This is a genomic window from Tahibacter amnicola (assembly GCF_025398735.1).
GTDB lineage: Bacteria > Pseudomonadota > Gammaproteobacteria > Xanthomonadales > Rhodanobacteraceae > Tahibacter > Tahibacter amnicola.
The window spans coordinates 5,719,673-5,735,622 of sequence record NZ_CP104694.1; the positions used below are offsets into that span (position 1 = coordinate 5,719,673).

The 15,950-nt window shown below is 66.9% G+C and carries 17 protein-coding genes; 15 read left to right on the top strand and 2 right to left on the bottom strand.

The features are described 5' to 3' along the window. Positions 1 to 134: 134 nt before the first annotated feature. From N4264_RS22565 to N4264_RS22635, 15 genes are all read left to right on the top strand, one after another. Complete coding sequence (locus N4264_RS22565) at positions 135 to 1,139, top strand: KpsF/GutQ family sugar-phosphate isomerase (RefSeq protein WP_425508359.1); 1,005 nt, start codon at positions 135 to 137, stop codon at positions 1,137 to 1,139. An 83-nt stretch (positions 1,140 to 1,222) separates the two neighbouring features. Then, positions 1,223 to 1,771, top strand: coding sequence for a KdsC family phosphatase (locus N4264_RS22570; RefSeq protein ID WP_261694464.1), 549 nt, complete (start codon positions 1,223 to 1,225; stop codon positions 1,769 to 1,771). Further along, positions 1,771 to 2,343, top strand: coding sequence for an LPS export ABC transporter periplasmic protein LptC (gene lptC / locus N4264_RS22575; RefSeq protein ID WP_261694465.1), 573 nt, complete (start codon positions 1,771 to 1,773; stop codon positions 2,341 to 2,343). Before N4264_RS22570 ends, lptC begins: the two co-directional genes overlap by 1 nt. Continuing rightward, the gene (lptA, locus tag N4264_RS22580) at positions 2,306 to 2,857 is read left to right on the top strand and encodes a lipopolysaccharide transport periplasmic protein LptA (RefSeq protein ID WP_261694466.1); all 552 of its coding nucleotides are present in this window, start codon (positions 2,306 to 2,308) and stop codon (positions 2,855 to 2,857) included. Before lptC ends, lptA begins: the two co-directional genes overlap by 38 nt. Then, positions 2,857 to 3,576 carry an LPS export ABC transporter ATP-binding protein gene (lptB, locus tag N4264_RS22585; protein WP_261694467.1) on the top strand — a complete coding sequence of 240 codons (720 nt, stop codon included), beginning with the start codon at positions 2,857 to 2,859 and terminating at the stop codon, positions 3,574 to 3,576. The genes lptA and lptB overlap by 1 nt, the downstream gene beginning before the upstream one ends. A 306-nt stretch (positions 3,577 to 3,882) precedes the next feature. After that, complete coding sequence (locus N4264_RS22590) at positions 3,883 to 5,340, top strand: RNA polymerase factor sigma-54 (protein ID WP_261694468.1); 1,458 nt, start codon at positions 3,883 to 3,885, stop codon at positions 5,338 to 5,340. A gap of 137 nt (positions 5,341 to 5,477) precedes the next feature. Then, on the top strand, positions 5,478 to 5,804 hold the full coding sequence (hpf, locus tag N4264_RS22595; RefSeq protein ID WP_261694469.1) for a ribosome hibernation-promoting factor, HPF/YfiA family: 327 nt from the start codon (positions 5,478 to 5,480) through the stop codon (positions 5,802 to 5,804). A 310-nt stretch (positions 5,805 to 6,114) separates the two neighbouring features. Continuing rightward, positions 6,115 to 6,561: a PTS sugar transporter subunit IIA gene (locus N4264_RS22600; RefSeq protein ID WP_261694470.1), complete on the top strand. Its 447-nt coding sequence runs from the start codon at positions 6,115 to 6,117 to the stop codon at positions 6,559 to 6,561. A 9-nt stretch (positions 6,562 to 6,570) separates the two neighbouring features. Further along, complete coding sequence (gene hprK, locus N4264_RS22605; protein WP_261694471.1) at positions 6,571 to 7,521, top strand: HPr(Ser) kinase/phosphatase; 951 nt, start codon at positions 6,571 to 6,573, stop codon at positions 7,519 to 7,521. Beyond that, on the top strand, positions 7,515 to 8,408 hold the full coding sequence (rapZ, locus tag N4264_RS22610; RefSeq protein WP_425508292.1) for an RNase adapter RapZ: 894 nt from the start codon (positions 7,515 to 7,517) through the stop codon (positions 8,406 to 8,408). The genes hprK and rapZ overlap by 7 nt, the downstream gene beginning before the upstream one ends. Positions 8,409 to 8,580: 172 nt before the next feature. Then, positions 8,581 to 8,973, top strand: coding sequence for a PTS sugar transporter subunit IIA (locus N4264_RS22615; protein WP_261694473.1), 393 nt, complete (start codon positions 8,581 to 8,583; stop codon positions 8,971 to 8,973). Next, positions 8,966 to 9,235, top strand: a complete 270-nt coding sequence (locus N4264_RS22620) for an HPr family phosphocarrier protein (RefSeq protein ID WP_261694474.1) — start codon at positions 8,966 to 8,968, stop codon at positions 9,233 to 9,235. The genes N4264_RS22615 and N4264_RS22620 overlap by 8 nt, the downstream gene beginning before the upstream one ends. Positions 9,236 to 9,485: 250 nt before the next feature. Then, entirely contained in the window at positions 9,486 to 11,207 is a 1,722-nt protein-coding gene (gene ptsP / locus N4264_RS22625; RefSeq protein WP_261697685.1) for a phosphoenolpyruvate--protein phosphotransferase, read from the top strand. Positions 11,208 to 11,278: 71 nt separating this feature from the next. Next, complete coding sequence (locus N4264_RS22630) at positions 11,279 to 12,202, top strand: 2OG-Fe(II) oxygenase (RefSeq protein ID WP_261694475.1); 924 nt, start codon at positions 11,279 to 11,281, stop codon at positions 12,200 to 12,202. A 2-nt stretch (positions 12,203 to 12,204) separates the two neighbouring features. Then, entirely contained in the window at positions 12,205 to 13,806 is a 1,602-nt protein-coding gene (locus N4264_RS22635; RefSeq protein WP_261694476.1) for a hypothetical protein, read from the top strand. A gap of 39 nt (positions 13,807 to 13,845) precedes the next feature. On the opposite strand, the gene N4264_RS22640 is transcribed toward N4264_RS22635, so the two are convergent. Further along, a complete protein-coding gene (locus N4264_RS22640; RefSeq protein WP_261694477.1) occupies positions 13,846 to 14,076 on the bottom strand; it encodes a hypothetical protein in 231 nt (76 codons plus the stop codon). 57 nt (positions 14,077 to 14,133) lie between these two features. Next, positions 14,134 to 15,921 carry a hypothetical protein gene (locus N4264_RS22645; protein WP_261694478.1) on the bottom strand — a complete coding sequence of 596 codons (1,788 nt, stop codon included), beginning with the start codon at positions 15,919 to 15,921 and terminating at the stop codon, positions 14,134 to 14,136. Between the last annotated feature and the right edge of the window lie 29 nt (positions 15,922 to 15,950).

Below are 15,950 nucleotides of genomic sequence, written 5' to 3' on the forward strand. Positions count from 1 at the left end.
GTGCGTAAAAACGCAGGCCGTCCAGGCAGTCGACGCAGATCGACCGGAAGACGGCGGATTGTTCGACTTCTTGAATCGTGACGCGCCCCTTGCCCTTGCCACCGCAGCCGCCCATGAACGCCCAAATCCTGCCGCTGGCCGGCGCCAGCGCACCCCAACACCCGCTCGACAGCGCCTCGCTGTTCCGCAGCGCCCTGCAGGTTGTCGAAACCGAGGCCCGCGCGATCGCGGTCCTGCAGAGCCGCATCGACGACAGCTTCCTGAAGGCCTGCCAGCTGATGATCGACTGCCCCGGCCGGGTGGTGGTCACTGGCATGGGAAAGTCCGGACATATCGGGCGGAAGATCGCGGCCACGCTCGCGTCGACGGGTACGCCGGCGTTTTTCGTCCATCCGGGCGAAGCCAGCCACGGCGACCTGGGCATGATCACGAAGAAGGACGTCGTCCTGGCCCTGTCGAACTCGGGCGAGACGGATGAGCTCCTGACCATCCTGCCGCTGCTGCGCCGCCAGCACATTCCGCTGATCGCCATGAGCGGCAACGACGGTTCCTCGATGGCGCGCCTGGCGGACGTCCACCTGGACGTGAGCGTGCCGGCCGAAGCCTGCCCCCTGGGCCTGGCGCCGACGGCCAGCACGACAGCCGCCCTGGTGATGGGCGACGCCCTCGCCATCGCATTGCTGGAAGCCCGCGGATTCACCGCCGAAGACTTCGCCCGGTCGCATCCGGCCGGCTCGCTCGGCCGCCGCCTGCTGCTGCACATCAGCGACATCATGCACACCGGCGATCAGGTTCCCCGCGTCGATTCCACCGCCACGGTGGCACAGGCACTGGTGGAAATGTCGCGCAAAGGCCTGGGAATGACGGCTGTCGTGGACGAGAAGGACACCCTCCTGGGCGTCTTCACCGACGGCGACCTGCGCCGCGCCCTGGATGACCACGCCGTCGATCTGCGCGCCACCGCGCTGACCAGTCTGATGACCACGCGCGCCAAGACCATCACGCCGGACAAACTCGCCGTCGAGGCCGCGCGGTTGATGGAGGAATTCACCATCCATGCGCTGCTGGTGGTCGACCATGCGGGCAAGCTGGTCGGCGCGCTCAATATTCATGATCTGTTGCGGGCCCGGGTGGTTTAACCAGCGTCCCCGAACGCCGCACGAACCGAGGGCGGCGCGCCGAGGCGCGCCGCCGCACCGTTGCCCTGACCATCACAGACGCCATGCCCTCGATCACGCCCCCTGACCTGCCGCCGCCTGTCGCCGAACGCGCCGCCCGCATCCGCCTGGCCGTGTTCGACGTCGACGGCGTGCTGACCGACGGCAAGCTCTGGTACGCCGAGGACCAGCGCGAACTGAAGGCTTTCCACGTGCATGACGGGCTCGGTCTCAAGCGGCTGCTGGCCAATGGCATTGAAGTGGCCGTCATCACGGCGCGCATGAGCCACCTTGTCACCGAGCGCATGGCGGAACTGGGCGTAGCCCACGTCTACCAGGGACAGAAGGACAAACTGGCCTGCCTGGGCCAGCTGCTCGAAGCGCTGCACCTGGATGCGGTCCAGGTCTGCTATACCGGCGACGACCTGCCCGATCTTCGCGTCATGCGGGCCTGCGGACTGGCTATTGCGCCGGCCAATGCGCATCCGTGGATTACCGCCCACGCCCACTTCCAGACGCGTCTAGCCGGTGGCAATGGCGCGGTGCGTGAAGTGTGCGACCTGCTCCTGGGGGCGCAGGGCCGGGCCGAGGCGGAGCTGGCGCATTGGTCGTGATGGATCGCCGTCGTCTCGTTACGATCGGCGCCGTGATCCTGGGCGCCATCGCCACCCAGCTGCTGGTGTGGCTGATCCGTCCCGTCGACGAGCCGCCGCCCTTTGTCGGCCCTCCGCGTTCGGACTACACCCTCGCCGATTTCGAGCTCAACGCCCTCGACGAACAAGGACGCCTCGCCTTCACCGTCACCGCGCCCACGCTGGCGCGGCGTAACGACGATGGCTCGCTTTGGGTGGAGACGCCTCAGTTCCGGTTGTCCGGCAAGGATGGCGACAACTGGAAAGGCCGTTCGCAGACCGCCTGGGTGACGAAGGATGGCACGCGCATGCTGCTGGGCGGCGAGGTGGAGATGCACCGCGACACCACCGACGTCGCGCGCTACGCGCGCCTGGAGACACGCGACGTCACGGCCTATCCGAAGGATCGCAAGCTGGAAACCCAGGCGCCCGCCACGATCACCCAGCCCGGATCTATACTCCGCGGGACCGGCATGAAAGCCGACCTCGAAACGCATCAACTGGAGCTGCTCGCCGATGTACATGCCTCGTTCGCGCGCCCGCGCAAGCCTTAGTCTTGTCGCGGTGCTGGCGCTGGCGGCACCCGCCGCATTCGCCAAGAAGTCCGACCAGGAGCAGCCGCTGGATGTCTACGCCAACCACTTCCAGGCTGACCAGGGCAAGCAGACCACGGTGCTCAGCGGCAGCGTCAAGCTGACCCAGGGCACGATCCAGGGCGAAGCCGACAAGGGCACCGTCCATCAGGACAAGAACAACCAGATCCAGCGCGTCGTGCTGGAAGGCAAGCCGGCGCGGTTGCAGCAGCAGCTCGACGACGGCGGCGGCATGATGCGCGCCAGTGCGCACACCATCGACTACGCCGGCGAATCGGCGACCGCCGTGCTTTCCGGCGACGCCGTCGTCGTGCAGGAAGGCCGCGGCGAGTTCCGCGGCGAACGCATTGTATACAACACCGCAAGCGGCGAAGTCACTGGCGGATCCGAAAGCGGCAGCGGGCGCGTGCACCTGAAAATGCTGCCCAAGCCCAAAGATCCCGCCAAGGCGGCCGACGCGGAAACCAAGAAGTAATGCTCAGCGCTACCGGCCTCAAGAAACGCTACAAGCAGCGCGACGTCGTCCGGGATTTCAGCTGCCGCGTCGACCAGGGTGAAGTGGTGGGCCTGCTCGGCCCCAACGGCGCCGGCAAGACGACCTGCTTCTACATGATCGTCGGGCTGGTCGGTGCCGATGCCGGCTCCATCCGCCTGGACAACGTCGATATCACCAGCCAGCCCATGCATGCGCGCGCACGCCTGGGCATTGGCTACCTGCCGCAGGATGCCTCGGTGTTCCGGCGTCTCACAGTGGCCGAGAACATCCTCGCCATTCTCGAGCTGCGTGAGGATCTCAAGCCTTCTGATCGCGCCGGCGAACTGGAAAAACTGCTCGACGAACTGCAGATCGCGCACAAGGCTAATGAGAAGGGCGCCAGCCTTTCCGGTGGCGAACGCCGGCGCACGGAGATTGCCCGTGCCTTGGCCGCACAGCCGCGATTCATGTTGCTGGACGAACCCTTTGCGGGCGTCGATCCTATTTCCGTGGGCGAGATCCAGCGTATCGTGCGCCAGTTAAAAGAGCGTGGAATCGGCGTGTTGATCACCGACCACAACGTGCGCGAGACACTCGGCATCTGTGACCGCGCCTACATCCTCAACGAAGGCGCCGTACTGGCCAAGGGCACGCCGGCGACGGTACTGGCCAACGAGCAGGTGCGGGAAGTGTACCTGGGCAAGGATTTCCGGCTCTGACCGGCAATATCCGGCGGCTACGCCGCCTCGTGGAAATGGCTACAACGCATCAATCCGCCAACGCCCGCGGGCGCTGACCCGTGCCTGGGGCGTTCACAAGCCACCGACGAGGCCGGTAACAAAATGCAACGGACGGCAATGCCCTCGTCCGCGATATCCGGCTGATCGTCCCCCAATCCGGGCCCGCGCGCAAGCGCAAAATCCAAGGTTCCCGCGAGGGCATTTCCGCATTAGGATGGGGCTGTGGGCGAGCCGTCGGGCCAACGGGGGAAAGGACTCGCGGCACGCTCTAGAAAGGGATGATCGATGAAGCCAGCGTTAAACCTCCGGCTCCACCAGCAGCTAGCCCTCACGCCGCAACTGCAACAGGCGATACGGCTGCTGCAACTGTCCAGCGTCGAGCTGGAAATGGAGCTGCGCGAGGCGCTTGAATCCAACCCCCTGCTGGAACTGCCCGACGAGCAGAGCGAATCGGCCCCGGCCGAGGAAGGCGCCGCCCCGGACCCGGTTTCGGAATTCACCCAGTCACACACGTCTTCCGACGAATCGTCGACGCCTGCCGAGGCAGAGCGCGACCGCGACCGCGAGGAAGACCGCTACGAAACCCTCGACAGCGCCTTCGACTCGCCGTCCCGCGGGCCAGCTGCCGATGACGAGTTCGAGCCCCAGGAACCGGAACAGCAGGACCTCCGGGACCATCTTCTCTGGCAGCTCAACCTGACGCCCATGTCGGCGCGCGATGGCGCGATCGCCGTGGCCATCATCGAGGCGATTGACGACGACGGCTACCTGCACGAATCGATTGAATCCATCCAGCAGGGGCTCGCGTCGCTGTACCAGGTCGAAGCCGACGAAATCGAAGCGGTACGTCATCGTGTACAGCGGTTCGACCCGATCGGCGTTGCCAGCCGGAACCTGCGCGAATGCCTGCTCGTCCAGCTCGATGCCTTCGAGCCGACGGTAGAAGCGCTGCCGGTGGCGCGCGCCATCGTCGCCGACCACCTGGAGGCCCTGGCCAAGAACGATCGCGCGCGCCTGGCGCGCACGCTCAAGACCACGCCGGACCAGATCGACCTCGCCGTGCACCTGATCCGCACGCTCGACCCCAAGCCGGGCGCCAGCGTATCGAGCTCGGCGCCCGAATACGTCGCGCCGGATGCCTACGCCTTCCGCAGCCAGGGACGCTGGCATGTCAGCCTCGCGCCGGGCTGCCAGCCGCACCTGGCCATCAACCGCCACTACGAGTCGCTGATCGCCCGCGCGCAGCGCGACGACGCCTCGTACCTGCGTGGCCAGCTGCAGGAGGCGCGCTGGCTGATCAAGAGCCTCAAGACCCGCGCCGACACCATCCTCAAGGTGGCCCAGGCGATCGTCCGCGCACAAAGCGCATTTCTGGATTTTGGCCCAGAAGCCATGAAGCCACTTGTGCTCAAGGACGTCGCCGAAGAGATCGGCATGCACGAATCCACCGTCTCACGCGTGACCACGCGCAAGTTCCTGTACACGCCGCGCGGCACGTTCGAGTTCAAGCATTTCTTCTCCAGTGGCGTGTCCACGGTCGACGGCGGCACCGCCTCGGCCACCGCCATCCAGGCCATGATCAAGAAGCTGATCGAGGGCGAGCCAGCCGGCAAGCCCTTGTCAGACCAGGTTCTGGCCGAGGAACTCAACCGGCGCGGCATCAACGTGGCGCGCCGGACTGTCGCCAAATATCGGGAAGCCATGAATATCGCCGCATCCAATGAGCGCTGCCGCCTCAGCTGAGGGCTTGAAGCGTGTCCGGGGAACCCTCAGTACTTCATCGTGTCCATGCATACGTGTCGTATTTGCGCGAGCTGCTGATCGCTTCGCGCTGTTAAGCGCCCCGCAGATGGGGTGCGCCTTTACCGAGGAGAAGTACCATGCAGATCAATGTCAGCGGACCCAAGGTTGATGTCACGCCGGCGCTGCGAAGCTACGTCGAAAGCAAGTTCGAGCGCATCCTGCGCCATTTCGACCACCTTCACGACGTCGGTGTACAGCTCAGCGTCGAAAAGCTGGTCCACAGGGCCGACGCGACCTTGCACGCAGCCGCCGGCAAGATCATCCACGCCGAAGCGACCGCCGACGACATGTACGCTGCCATCGACGCGCTCGCTGACAAGCTCGACGGGCAGATCCGCAAGCACAAGGAAAAGCTGACCGATCACCGCAAGAGCGAAGCCCAGCGAGCGGACCGCGCGGCATAACCCCTGCCGCAGCACCGCTCACGTCGAGGAGAACGCCAGCATGCAGACCCCGGCGGCGGCCCCAGTGGCCGCCGCCGGCGTTTCGGGCGGTGCCTTCGTACAGGTGGCCGGAGACCTGCCACCACCTTCCCGGATTGGACAAGACCACTCGCCGAATTGCCCGCGACAGCGCTGCAACAACCGCAGCGCTTCACCTTTCGTAACGTTGCGCCGGCCGGGCGCGACACCCTCGCGGCGAAACTAGACAAGCCAACCTAATCCGCCCGCGCTATGATCGCGTGTTTGTTGCGGATACAGCGAGCCGATGCGCTTGACCGAACTCCTGACTCCCGAGAGCGTCGTGGCCGACCTTCGCGTCTCCTCGCGTCACGCTTTGCTGGAGTCCCTGGCCCGCCTGCTGGCGCCCGAGGGCGACGATCTCGCCGTGCTGGAGGCGCTGGCCGAACGTGAATCGCTCGGCTCGACCGCGCTGGGCAACGGAATCGCCCTGCCGCACGGGCGCTGCGCCGGCATCGGACGCCCTTCCGCGGCGTTTGCGCGCCTGCGCAAGCCGATTGCCTTTGGTGCCGCCGACGGCAAGCCCGTCGACCTGGTCGCAGCCATCGTCACACCCAACCACTTCACCACGGCGCACCTGTCCCTGCTGGCCGATATCGCCGCCCGCGCGAGCGATCCGACCTGCGTGGAACGTCTGCGCAAAGCCCCTGATGCCAGCGCGTTGTACGACGAACTGGCAAAATGGGGCGAGCCAGCCTGATTCGACGCCATGGATCGACTCACCGCACGCGAACTGTTCGACAGCCTGAACGAGCGCATGGGCATTCGCTGGATCGCCGGACAACGTGGCGAAGAGCGCGCGGTCGACCAGGGCGACAACCAGACCCGCCGCCCGTCGCTGGTGGGTTACCTGAACGTGATCTACCCCAACAAGGTGCAGATCATCGGCACCGAGGAACTCAACTACCTCGACGGCCTGGATTCCCGCCAGCGCTGGGAAACCATCCAGAAGATCATCAACTACCGGCCTATCGCCCTGCTGGTCACCAAGGACCAGTCCATCCCCAGCGACCTGCGCGACGCCGCCAACGAGTCCAATACACCGCTGTGGAGCAGCCCCAAGCGGGGTCATGAAATCCTTACCTATCTCCAGTACCACCTGGCCCGGGTGCTGGCGCGGCGCCAGACCCTGCACGGCGTGTTCATGGAGGTCTACTCCATCGGCGTGCTGATCACCGGCGAATCCGGTTCGGGCAAGAGCGAGCTGGCGCTGGAACTGCTCACGCGCGGTCACCGGCTCGTCGCCGACGACGCCCCCGAATTCACCCAGATCGCACCGGACGTGATCGACGGCCACTGCCCTGAGCTGTTGCAGGACCTGCTCGAAGTCCGGGGCCTGGGCGTGCTCAATGTGCGCGAAATGTTCGGCCACACCGCCGTGAAGCCCTCGAAATACCTGCGCCTGGTGGTTCACCTGCGGCCACTCAACCCGCTCGACGATGTCGACGGCATGAAGCGGCTGACCGGCGATGTGGGCTACCGCGAAATTCTCGACGTGAAGATTCCCCAGATCGCCATCCCGGTGGCGCCAGGCCGCAACCTCGCGGTACTGGTGGAAGCCGCCGTGCGCTCCCATATGCTCAAGAGCAAGGGAATCGATCCCGCCCAGACCTTCATGGACCGCCAGGCCCACCAGCTGCGTCGTCACGCGCCATGGTAATGCCCCCCACCGACGAACATCCGTCAGCCGACGGCGTGCCGACGCGCCTGGTCGTGCTCACCGGCCTCTCGGGCGCTGGCAAAACCATCGCCCTGCGCACGCTGGAAGACTTCGACTTCTACTGTGTCGACAACCTGCCGGCCGCACTGATGCCGTCCCTGGTCGACGCCGTCAGCGTCGGCGGACACCGACGCATCGCCGTAGGCGTCGATGTGCGCAACCGCGCGGAAGACCTCAACCGGCTGCCGGAAGTGCTGGCATCGCTGGCCACCCGCGGTGTCGACTACCAGCTGATCTTCCTCGATACCCGTGACGAGGTGCTCATCAAGCGGTTCTCCGATACCCGCCGGCGCCACCCGCTGTCGGCTGACGGACTGCCGCTCAATGACGCCATCGCCCTGGAGCGCAAGCTGTTGCGCCCGCTTTCCGCGATCGCTGACCGGGTAGTCGATTCCAGCGAACTCAACGTTCACCAGCTGCGCCGGCTGATCGCGACCGAACTCGGCATGGCCGGTGGCGAGCTGTCCCTGATGTTCGAATCGTTCGCGTTTCGGCACGGACTGCCGCCCAACGCCGATTTCATCTTCGACGCGCGCTGCCTGCCCAATCCGCACTGGGTCTCGCCGCTGCGCCCCCTGTCCGGCAAAGACGGCGCCGTGCGCGCCTGGCTGGAGAACAAACCCGAAGTGGCGCGCTTCCTCGAACAGCTGACGGCATTTCTTGACGAATGGGTGCCGCGCTTTGAGGCCGACAACCGCTCCTACGTCACCATCGGCATCGGCTGCAGCGGCGGCCGGCACCGTTCCGTGTACCTGGCCGAGCGGCTGGCCGAGCATTTCCGCGCCACCCGCGAGCAGGTTCTGACGTTTCATCGTGAACTCGAGTAACCCGGACCGCGCGGGCGTATACGCGGCAACCTTTTTGCAAAGACGAAACATCGATTGACCGAGCAGGTGCAGTGATGGCAACACGATCGACAGGCCTCCGCCCCGTCAGGGACCGCCACCGCGCGGCCGTTCCGGGCCAGCGCCATTCACAAGCGTACGGAAAACGCGTGTCATGAGTGTCGGCGTCCTGCTGTTGACCCACGAAGCCATGGGCGATGCCCTCGTATCCGCCGCACACCACGTGCTGGGGAAATTCCCGCTGCCGCTGGAGGTACTTGAAGTGGCGGCCAGCGCCGACCCCGACCGGGCACTGGGCGACGCGTCCCAGCGGGCGCGAAGCCTCGACCAGGGTGACGGTGTCCTGGTACTTTCCGACCTTTACGGCGCAACTCCGTGCAATATCGCGCAGCGTCTGTCCGGGCTCGGTTTTCGTACCCACTGTGTCAGCGGACTGAACCTGCCAATGCTGCTACGGGTGTTGAACTACCCCGAACAGAACCTCGACCAGCTGGCGCAGACTGCCGCCACTGGCGGGCGCGGCGGAATCTGCATCGACCATGCTTGAACGCGACATCGTCATCAGCAACAAACTCGGACTGCACGCCCGCGCCTCGGCCAAGCTCGTACAGTTGCTACAAAGCTATAAATCCACGGTCTGGCTGCGCTGCCGCGGCCGCGAAGTGAACGCCAAGAGCATCATGGGCGTGATGATGCTGGCCGCGGGTCTCGGCACACCGGTCACGATCAAGGCCGACGGCGCCGACGAAGGCTCCGCCATGGATGCCGTCATCGACCTGTTCACGCGCAAGTTCGACGAAGGCCAGTAGTCTCCACGCCCCGGCCGGCCTGTGCCCCGCTCGCGGGATACCGTTGCCGCCCGGTGACAGGGGCGTCCCGCCGCGTCGGACCACAGACAACGGCCGGAATTGATGGTACTTGTTGGATGGCGCATGCCCGGGCCCTGCCCGCGGCGATTCGCGGTTGCCGGCAAGCACCTCGCCACGGCAGCATGCGATCGGTGACCGGCCTGCCCGCCAGCCCCGGAATGGAACCCAAGGAGAAACGCGGCACGTGAGTATGCGCATCGTCCTGCCCGGAATCGGCGCATCGCGCGGCATGGCCCTGGGCCGGGCCAGGCTGGTCCAGCCCAGCCAGTTCATCGTCGACGAAACGCCGCTGGAACCGGAAGAGATCGATGACGAAGCCGAGCGCCTGCAGGCCGCCCTGGAGACCGCCCGGACCGAGCTGCGCGGTATCCGCGACAAGCTGCACGGCGCCCTGGCGCGCGAGATCGGCGAGTTCATCGACGCGCACAGCTTGCTCCTGAGCGACCCGGATCTGATTTCCGGCCTGTTCGACCTGGTCCGCCGTGGGCGCTACCGCGCCGGTGCCGCGCTCAAGATGCAGCGCGACCGCCTGGCCGCCGTGTTCGAAGCCATGGACGATCCCTACCTGCGCAGCCGGCGCGAAGACATCGACCACGTGATCGGCCGCGTGCAGTCGGCCCTGGCCCGCGAGACCAGCAGCGCCGAACGCCAGATCGCTGCGCGCGTCGGCACGATCCTGGTGAGCGACCAGATCGCCCCCGCCGAAATGACGCACCTGGCGCAACAGGGCGTGCTGGGGGTGGTGTGCACCGGTTCCAGCGCGCTGTCGCACAGCGCCATTCTCGCGCGCAGCATGCGGCTTCCGATGGCGGTGGGTGCGCACGATGCATTGGCGGCCATCCGCGACGACGACCTGGTTCTTCTGGATGGAGAGCACGGCGAGGTGGTCGTTCATCCCACCGCGCAGGACCTGGCCCGCTATCGCCAGGCGCAGCGCGAAGCCCAGCGCGAGGGTCGCCGCCTGGCCCAGCTGGCGCATGCCGAGACGCGCACCCGCGACGGCTCCACTATCCGCCTGTTCGCCAACGCGGAGCTGCCCAACGACGTGGCCCAGGCGCGCGCCAACGGCGCCGACGGCATCGGCCTGTACCGCACCGAATTCCTGTTCCTGCAGCGCCACCATCTTCCCGACGAAGACGAGCAGTTCCAGGCCTACCGCGAGCTCGTGCTGGGCATGGGTGGACTGCCCGTCACCATCCGCACCCTCGACCTGGGCGCCGACAAGGCCGACACCACCGGGCTGGCGCTCACCCGGGAGCCGAATCCGGCGCTCGGCATGCGCGGCGTCCGCCTGTCCATGCACCGCCCGGCGCTGTTCGCCACCCAGATGCGCGCCATCCTGCGCGCGTCGGCCTATGGGCCGATCCGCATCCTCGTGCCGATGGTCACCAGCGCCGAGGAACTGCGTGCGACACGCGCCCTGGTCGATATCTGTGCCCGTGACCTGCGCAGCGAAGGCCATGAAATTGCCGACCATTTCGACCTCGGCGCCATGATCGAGGTGCCGGCCGCGGCCATCGCCCTGCCCTCGATGATCGGCTATGTGGATTTTGTCGCAATCGGCACCAACGATCTGGTGCAGTACACCCTGGCCGCCGACCGCAACAACGACACCCTGTCGCACCTGTACGACCCCTTGCATCCGGCCATCCTGCGGCTGGTCGCCGACACGATCAAATGCGGCCACAAGGCCGGCAAGGCAGTCAGCCTGTGCGGTGAGATGGCCTCGGATACCCGCTACACGGCGCTGCTGCTCGCCCTGGGCCTGACCGAATTCAGCATGCACTCGGGTGCACTGCTGGAGGTACGTGACCGCATCGCCGGCTGCGAACGCCCCGCCCTCCTCAAGCTCGCACCGAAATTGCTGCGTGCCGACCGCGAAGGCATCACCGCGATCCTCGCCAGACTGTAACCATTGTGGCCGCGTTCGCGCCGCCGGGCAGCCGATGGCATCATCCTCCCCTTTGCACCGCGGTAACCGCCATGCTTGCTGACCACGTCGCTGCCGATGCCGACCGCTACGCTGCGCAATTTGCGCGCCGCGAACCGTTTCGCCACGTGGTCATCGAACGCTTCTTCACCGACGCCGTCGCGCAGGCGCTGCTCGAGACCTTTCCCCCTTTCGAGAAGGGCAATGCGCGCAACGAAGCGGGCGTACCGGGCAACAAGTCGACGGTTGAACGCATCCGCAACCTCGGATCCATCTACGCAGCGCTGGACGACCAGATCCGCTCGCCGGGGTTCCTGGCCTTGATTTCGCGCATCACGGGCATCCCGGACCTCCAGTACGACCCCTGGTATTTCGGCGGCGGCACCCACGAAAACCGCAACGGGCAAGACCTCGACCCTCACGTCGATTTCAACCGCCATCCCGTCGAACCCTGGCACCGTCGGCTCAATCTCATCGTTTACCTCAATCCCGAATGGGACGACGCCTGGGGCGGTTCGCTGGAACTGCATTCGGATCCACGCGCCGCGGACAACCGCATCACCACGGTGACGCCACTGTTCAACCGGGCAGTGATTTTCGAGACCACCGAGTGGAGCTGGCACGGGTTCAGCCGCATCACGTTGCCGCCGGAGCGGGCCGGCACCAGCCGGCGTTCCATCGCCCTGTACTTCTATACGAGCGATCGCCCTGCGGACGAGCTGGCGTCGCCGCACGCCACCATCTACGTGGACAGGCCCCTGCCCGCGCGTTTCGCGGAAGGACACACGCTCACGGCACAGGACGTGGCCGAGCTGCGCCAGCTGATCGATCGCCGCGACCAGCACAATCGCCGGCTCTACGACGATATCCGCCGCCTGGGTGACCAGGTCGCGCAGCTCAAACGCGCCGTCGGCGGTGGCCTGCTCGGCGGCATGCGCTACCTCGCCGGGCGCGCACTCGCGCTACTTCGAAAGTAGCTATGAACGCTGACCATGCCAACGTGCCATGGCGACGCTGGGAACGCATCGCGCTCATCGTCTTTGTCGTGGGCTTCGGCCTCTACGCGATGTCACGCGGCCAGAGCGCCAATTTCGACCTGCGCAACTATCATTGGTACAACGGCTGGGCATGGCTGAATGACCGCCATGGCTGGGATCTCGCCGCGGCGCAGACGCAGTCGTGGTTCAACCCGCTGATGCCCGCAGGGCTCTACCTGCTGCTGTCATCGCTCAAGCCCTGGGCCGGCACGTTCCTGCTCGGCTGCCTGCAGGGCCTGAACATCGTTCCGCTGCACCGCATCGCGCTGCGTGTCGCGCCCGGCGACATGCTGGCGCGCCACCGTTGGCTGCCTCTCGTGATCGCCGTTGTTGGAGCCACCGGCGCCGCGCAACGCGGCGAAGCCGGTACCACGTTCGGCGACAACCTCGTCAGCCTGCCGCTGCTGTTCGCCATCGCGCTGCTTCTGCCCGTCGCCGGCAGGTGCGCCACAGACGCCTGGAAACGCATCACCGCCGCCGGCCTCCTGCTTGGCCTCGCGGTCGGGATCAAGCTCACGCTCGCGCCCTGGGCCCTGGGCATTGGTGCTGCACTGGTCTGCATGGGGCCAACCCTGCCCGACGCCCTGAAGCGCGGCATCCTGCTCGCCGGCACGGCCGCGGCCCTGTTCCTGGTCAGCAGCGGCGCGTGGATGTGGCAGCTGTGGCAGGAATTTCACAACCCGCTGTTTCCCCTGTTCGCCAACCTGTTCGGCGGCGAGTTCCAGCCGCCGGCCGATCTGCGGGACCGGCGCTTCCTGCCGGTCAGCGTGATCGAATGGCTGGCCTATCCGCTGGCATGGGTATCGTCGTCGCGGCGCGTGTCCGAGCTGTGGTTCCTCGATCTGCGGGTGCCACTGTGGTTTCTCAGCCTCGTTGCGCTACCGCTGTGGTGGCGCCGCCTCGGCCTGTCGCGGGAGCGGCACGCGCTGGCGTTCGTCCTTGTCCTGGGTGCCGCCAGCTATGCCGGCTGGCTCGTCCTGTTCGGCATCTACCGGTATCTGGTCGTGCTGGAAATGCTGGCGCCCGTTGTCGTTGCTGCCGTCCTGTGGACATTGCCCTTTTCCGGGCGCGGCCGCGCCGCCACCCTTGCCGTCGTCCTGCTCACGGTCGGTGTGACGACCAAGCCGGCGAACTGGGGTCACGCGCGCCACTATGGCGCACAGTATGTCGAGGTCGCAGTCCCGGCGGTGCCCGGGCTCGACCGCGCGATGATCGTGATGGCGGATGGCGAACCGCTGTCGTTCGTGATTCCCCAATTCCCCTGGACGACGCAATTCGTGCGCGTGGGCGGCGGCTTCATCGGTCCGCCGATGCCGCCGTGGGCCCTGGACCGCGTTGCCGCGAAGCGGATCGCCTCGCATACGGGGCCCTTCTACGCGCTGTTCTCGCCGAAAAACCGGACCGCCGCCGAACAGGCACTGGCAGCTGCCGGGATAGCACTGGGCGACGGCGAATGCCGGCCCGTGCCCGCCAACCTCTACGACCGCAACGCTCCTGTCCCGGTGCTATGCCCCGCGCAGCGCGCCGCCGCGCCGATGCCGTAGCACCGGATCAGCGGACGCCGCACGGGGAGTGATGCACGGCTAGACCACACCAAACAGCTTGAGCAGGATGATGCCGGTGAGCGGCACGCCGAGCAGCCACAGGATGATTCCACTTTTCATCGTCCTTCTCCTTGGATAGACGCAATCGCCGGTCGCCTTTGGGCCGGCGAGCGGAAGCCGCAGGGTCCGTGCCAAGGGTTTGATGCGGGAAATACCGCGTGCACAGCGGTTTTCCCCTCGCGCGCTGCAAGGCTGGCGCCACTGGGCCACGCATTCCGCACGACCGGATTCCCCGGGCCACGACGTGAAACAGCCCGTACTTCCGGCTCAATACGTCACTTCAACGCTCGCCAGATACATGGCCTTGGCACCGTGTCCCGGCAGCGCCAGCAGGCGCAGCCGCTGACCGGGCCGGGCGTGGCGCACGTAGCCGTCAAACCCGCGCTTGTGCCCGAATCGCCATTGCAACGGCGAGGTGACGACCGCAACGGCACTCCATTCGGCAAACCCGCGCACCCGGTTCTGGTCGTCGACGAAGACCAGCTCGGCGTCCGCCGGGAGTTGGTTTCCGGCCTGCCATTCGCCGCGCAGATGCAACCCCACCGCCCCGTCACGCACATCGTGCACGGCGTGCTGTTCGAGAATGGACGCTGACCCGCTGGATTCCGAGTCCAGCGTGCCATTCCACACCTGGCCCAATTGCTGCCACGCCGGTCCGCGAAACATCGCCAATCGCCGCTCGCGCAGCAACTCGACCACCCGCAGCCGGGTGGCGCGGCTGGCATCGGCGTTATCCGGGAACAATGCCGCGTCATACACCTGCGAGCGCACCGCCGCCGCCAGCTGCTGGCTGGAGCGGTACATCGCGCTGCCCCAGAAGCCCCAGGCCAGGCCCGTCGGTACCAGCAGCCCCACGCAAAGCGCCACCGCCGGCGCCGCGCCCCATCGTCCCTTGCCGCGGCGCGCCAGGGCCAGCCAGGCCAGACCCAGCCAGAACAGACACGGCCACACCAGGTAGCGCGTGGCGAATATCTGCTCGGGGCTGGCCTGGAAATACGCCAGGCGCGCCGTGCCGACGACCCCCGCCGTGACCGCGGCAAACACCGCCAGCCCCAATCCCACCACTTCCAGGCGGGTGGGGTCGTGCCACCGGCGCCCGCGCGACAGCACCGCCGCCGCCAGGGCAACCAGTCCGAGAAATCCGATGAGCGCCGCCGTGGAAGTGCGCCAGTCGAGTCCCGGCACTGCGTCCACGGCACCGGCGCTCAGACGCAGTGCACGACCGGCGAGGTTGCCGTCGAAGGCAGCGGCGAGATTCGCCGAGAGGGGTGGATCCGCCAGCCCCAGCCAGCCGTTGATCCACGGGGAAGAAAGCCAGCGTGCACCGGCCACGGCATTGTCCAGGGGCCGGATCGCCATCACCTCGCGCACGCCATCCGTTCCCGGCAACACGCCGAGGTAGAGCAGCAGGCAGGCGAGAAACCCGCCCAGCGGCCACAGGAGCGGCCGCCACGGCACACGCAGGAGCACGGCGACGCAGCCGACCGCCAGGAAACTGGCGATACCCGGGCCGAAGCAGAACGTCGCGACCACGCAGGCCAGGGTGGCGCCCGCCATCCAGCGACCCGCCGAACCGCGTGCCGCCTGCCACAGGCACAGCTGTGCCGCCACGACCGCCGCCGTGAGGAGATACGCGTGGACCAGCTCGTGACCATGCAACAGCATCCGGGCATTGCCCATCCACAGCACCAGCGCCACGCCGGCCAAGCCGGCCGCCGCGCGGCGCGCGGGCGTGAGGCCCGGCTGCAGCGCGCCCACCAGGCCCAGCATGCCGGCCGTGAGAAAGGCGGCGCCAGCGCCCACGACAAGCTGCAGGGCCTGCCCGCCGCCGAACCAGCGAATCTCGGCCAGCCGCACCAGGGCGGGCAGAATCGGCCGATGGCCGTTCTCCAGCTGCCAGGCGTTCGCCGGGAACGGCAGGGTCAGGTAGGTCTCGTAGAGGCGGAACTGGTCGAACATCGGCTGGGGCCAGCCGAAGGCGGTGATTTCCAGCAGCGCGTGCAGGGCGAAAAATCCCGCCAGTGCCGCGCAGCCGAGCACGAACCACCGTTCCATCGATTTCACGATCCGACACGCTCCCGAGG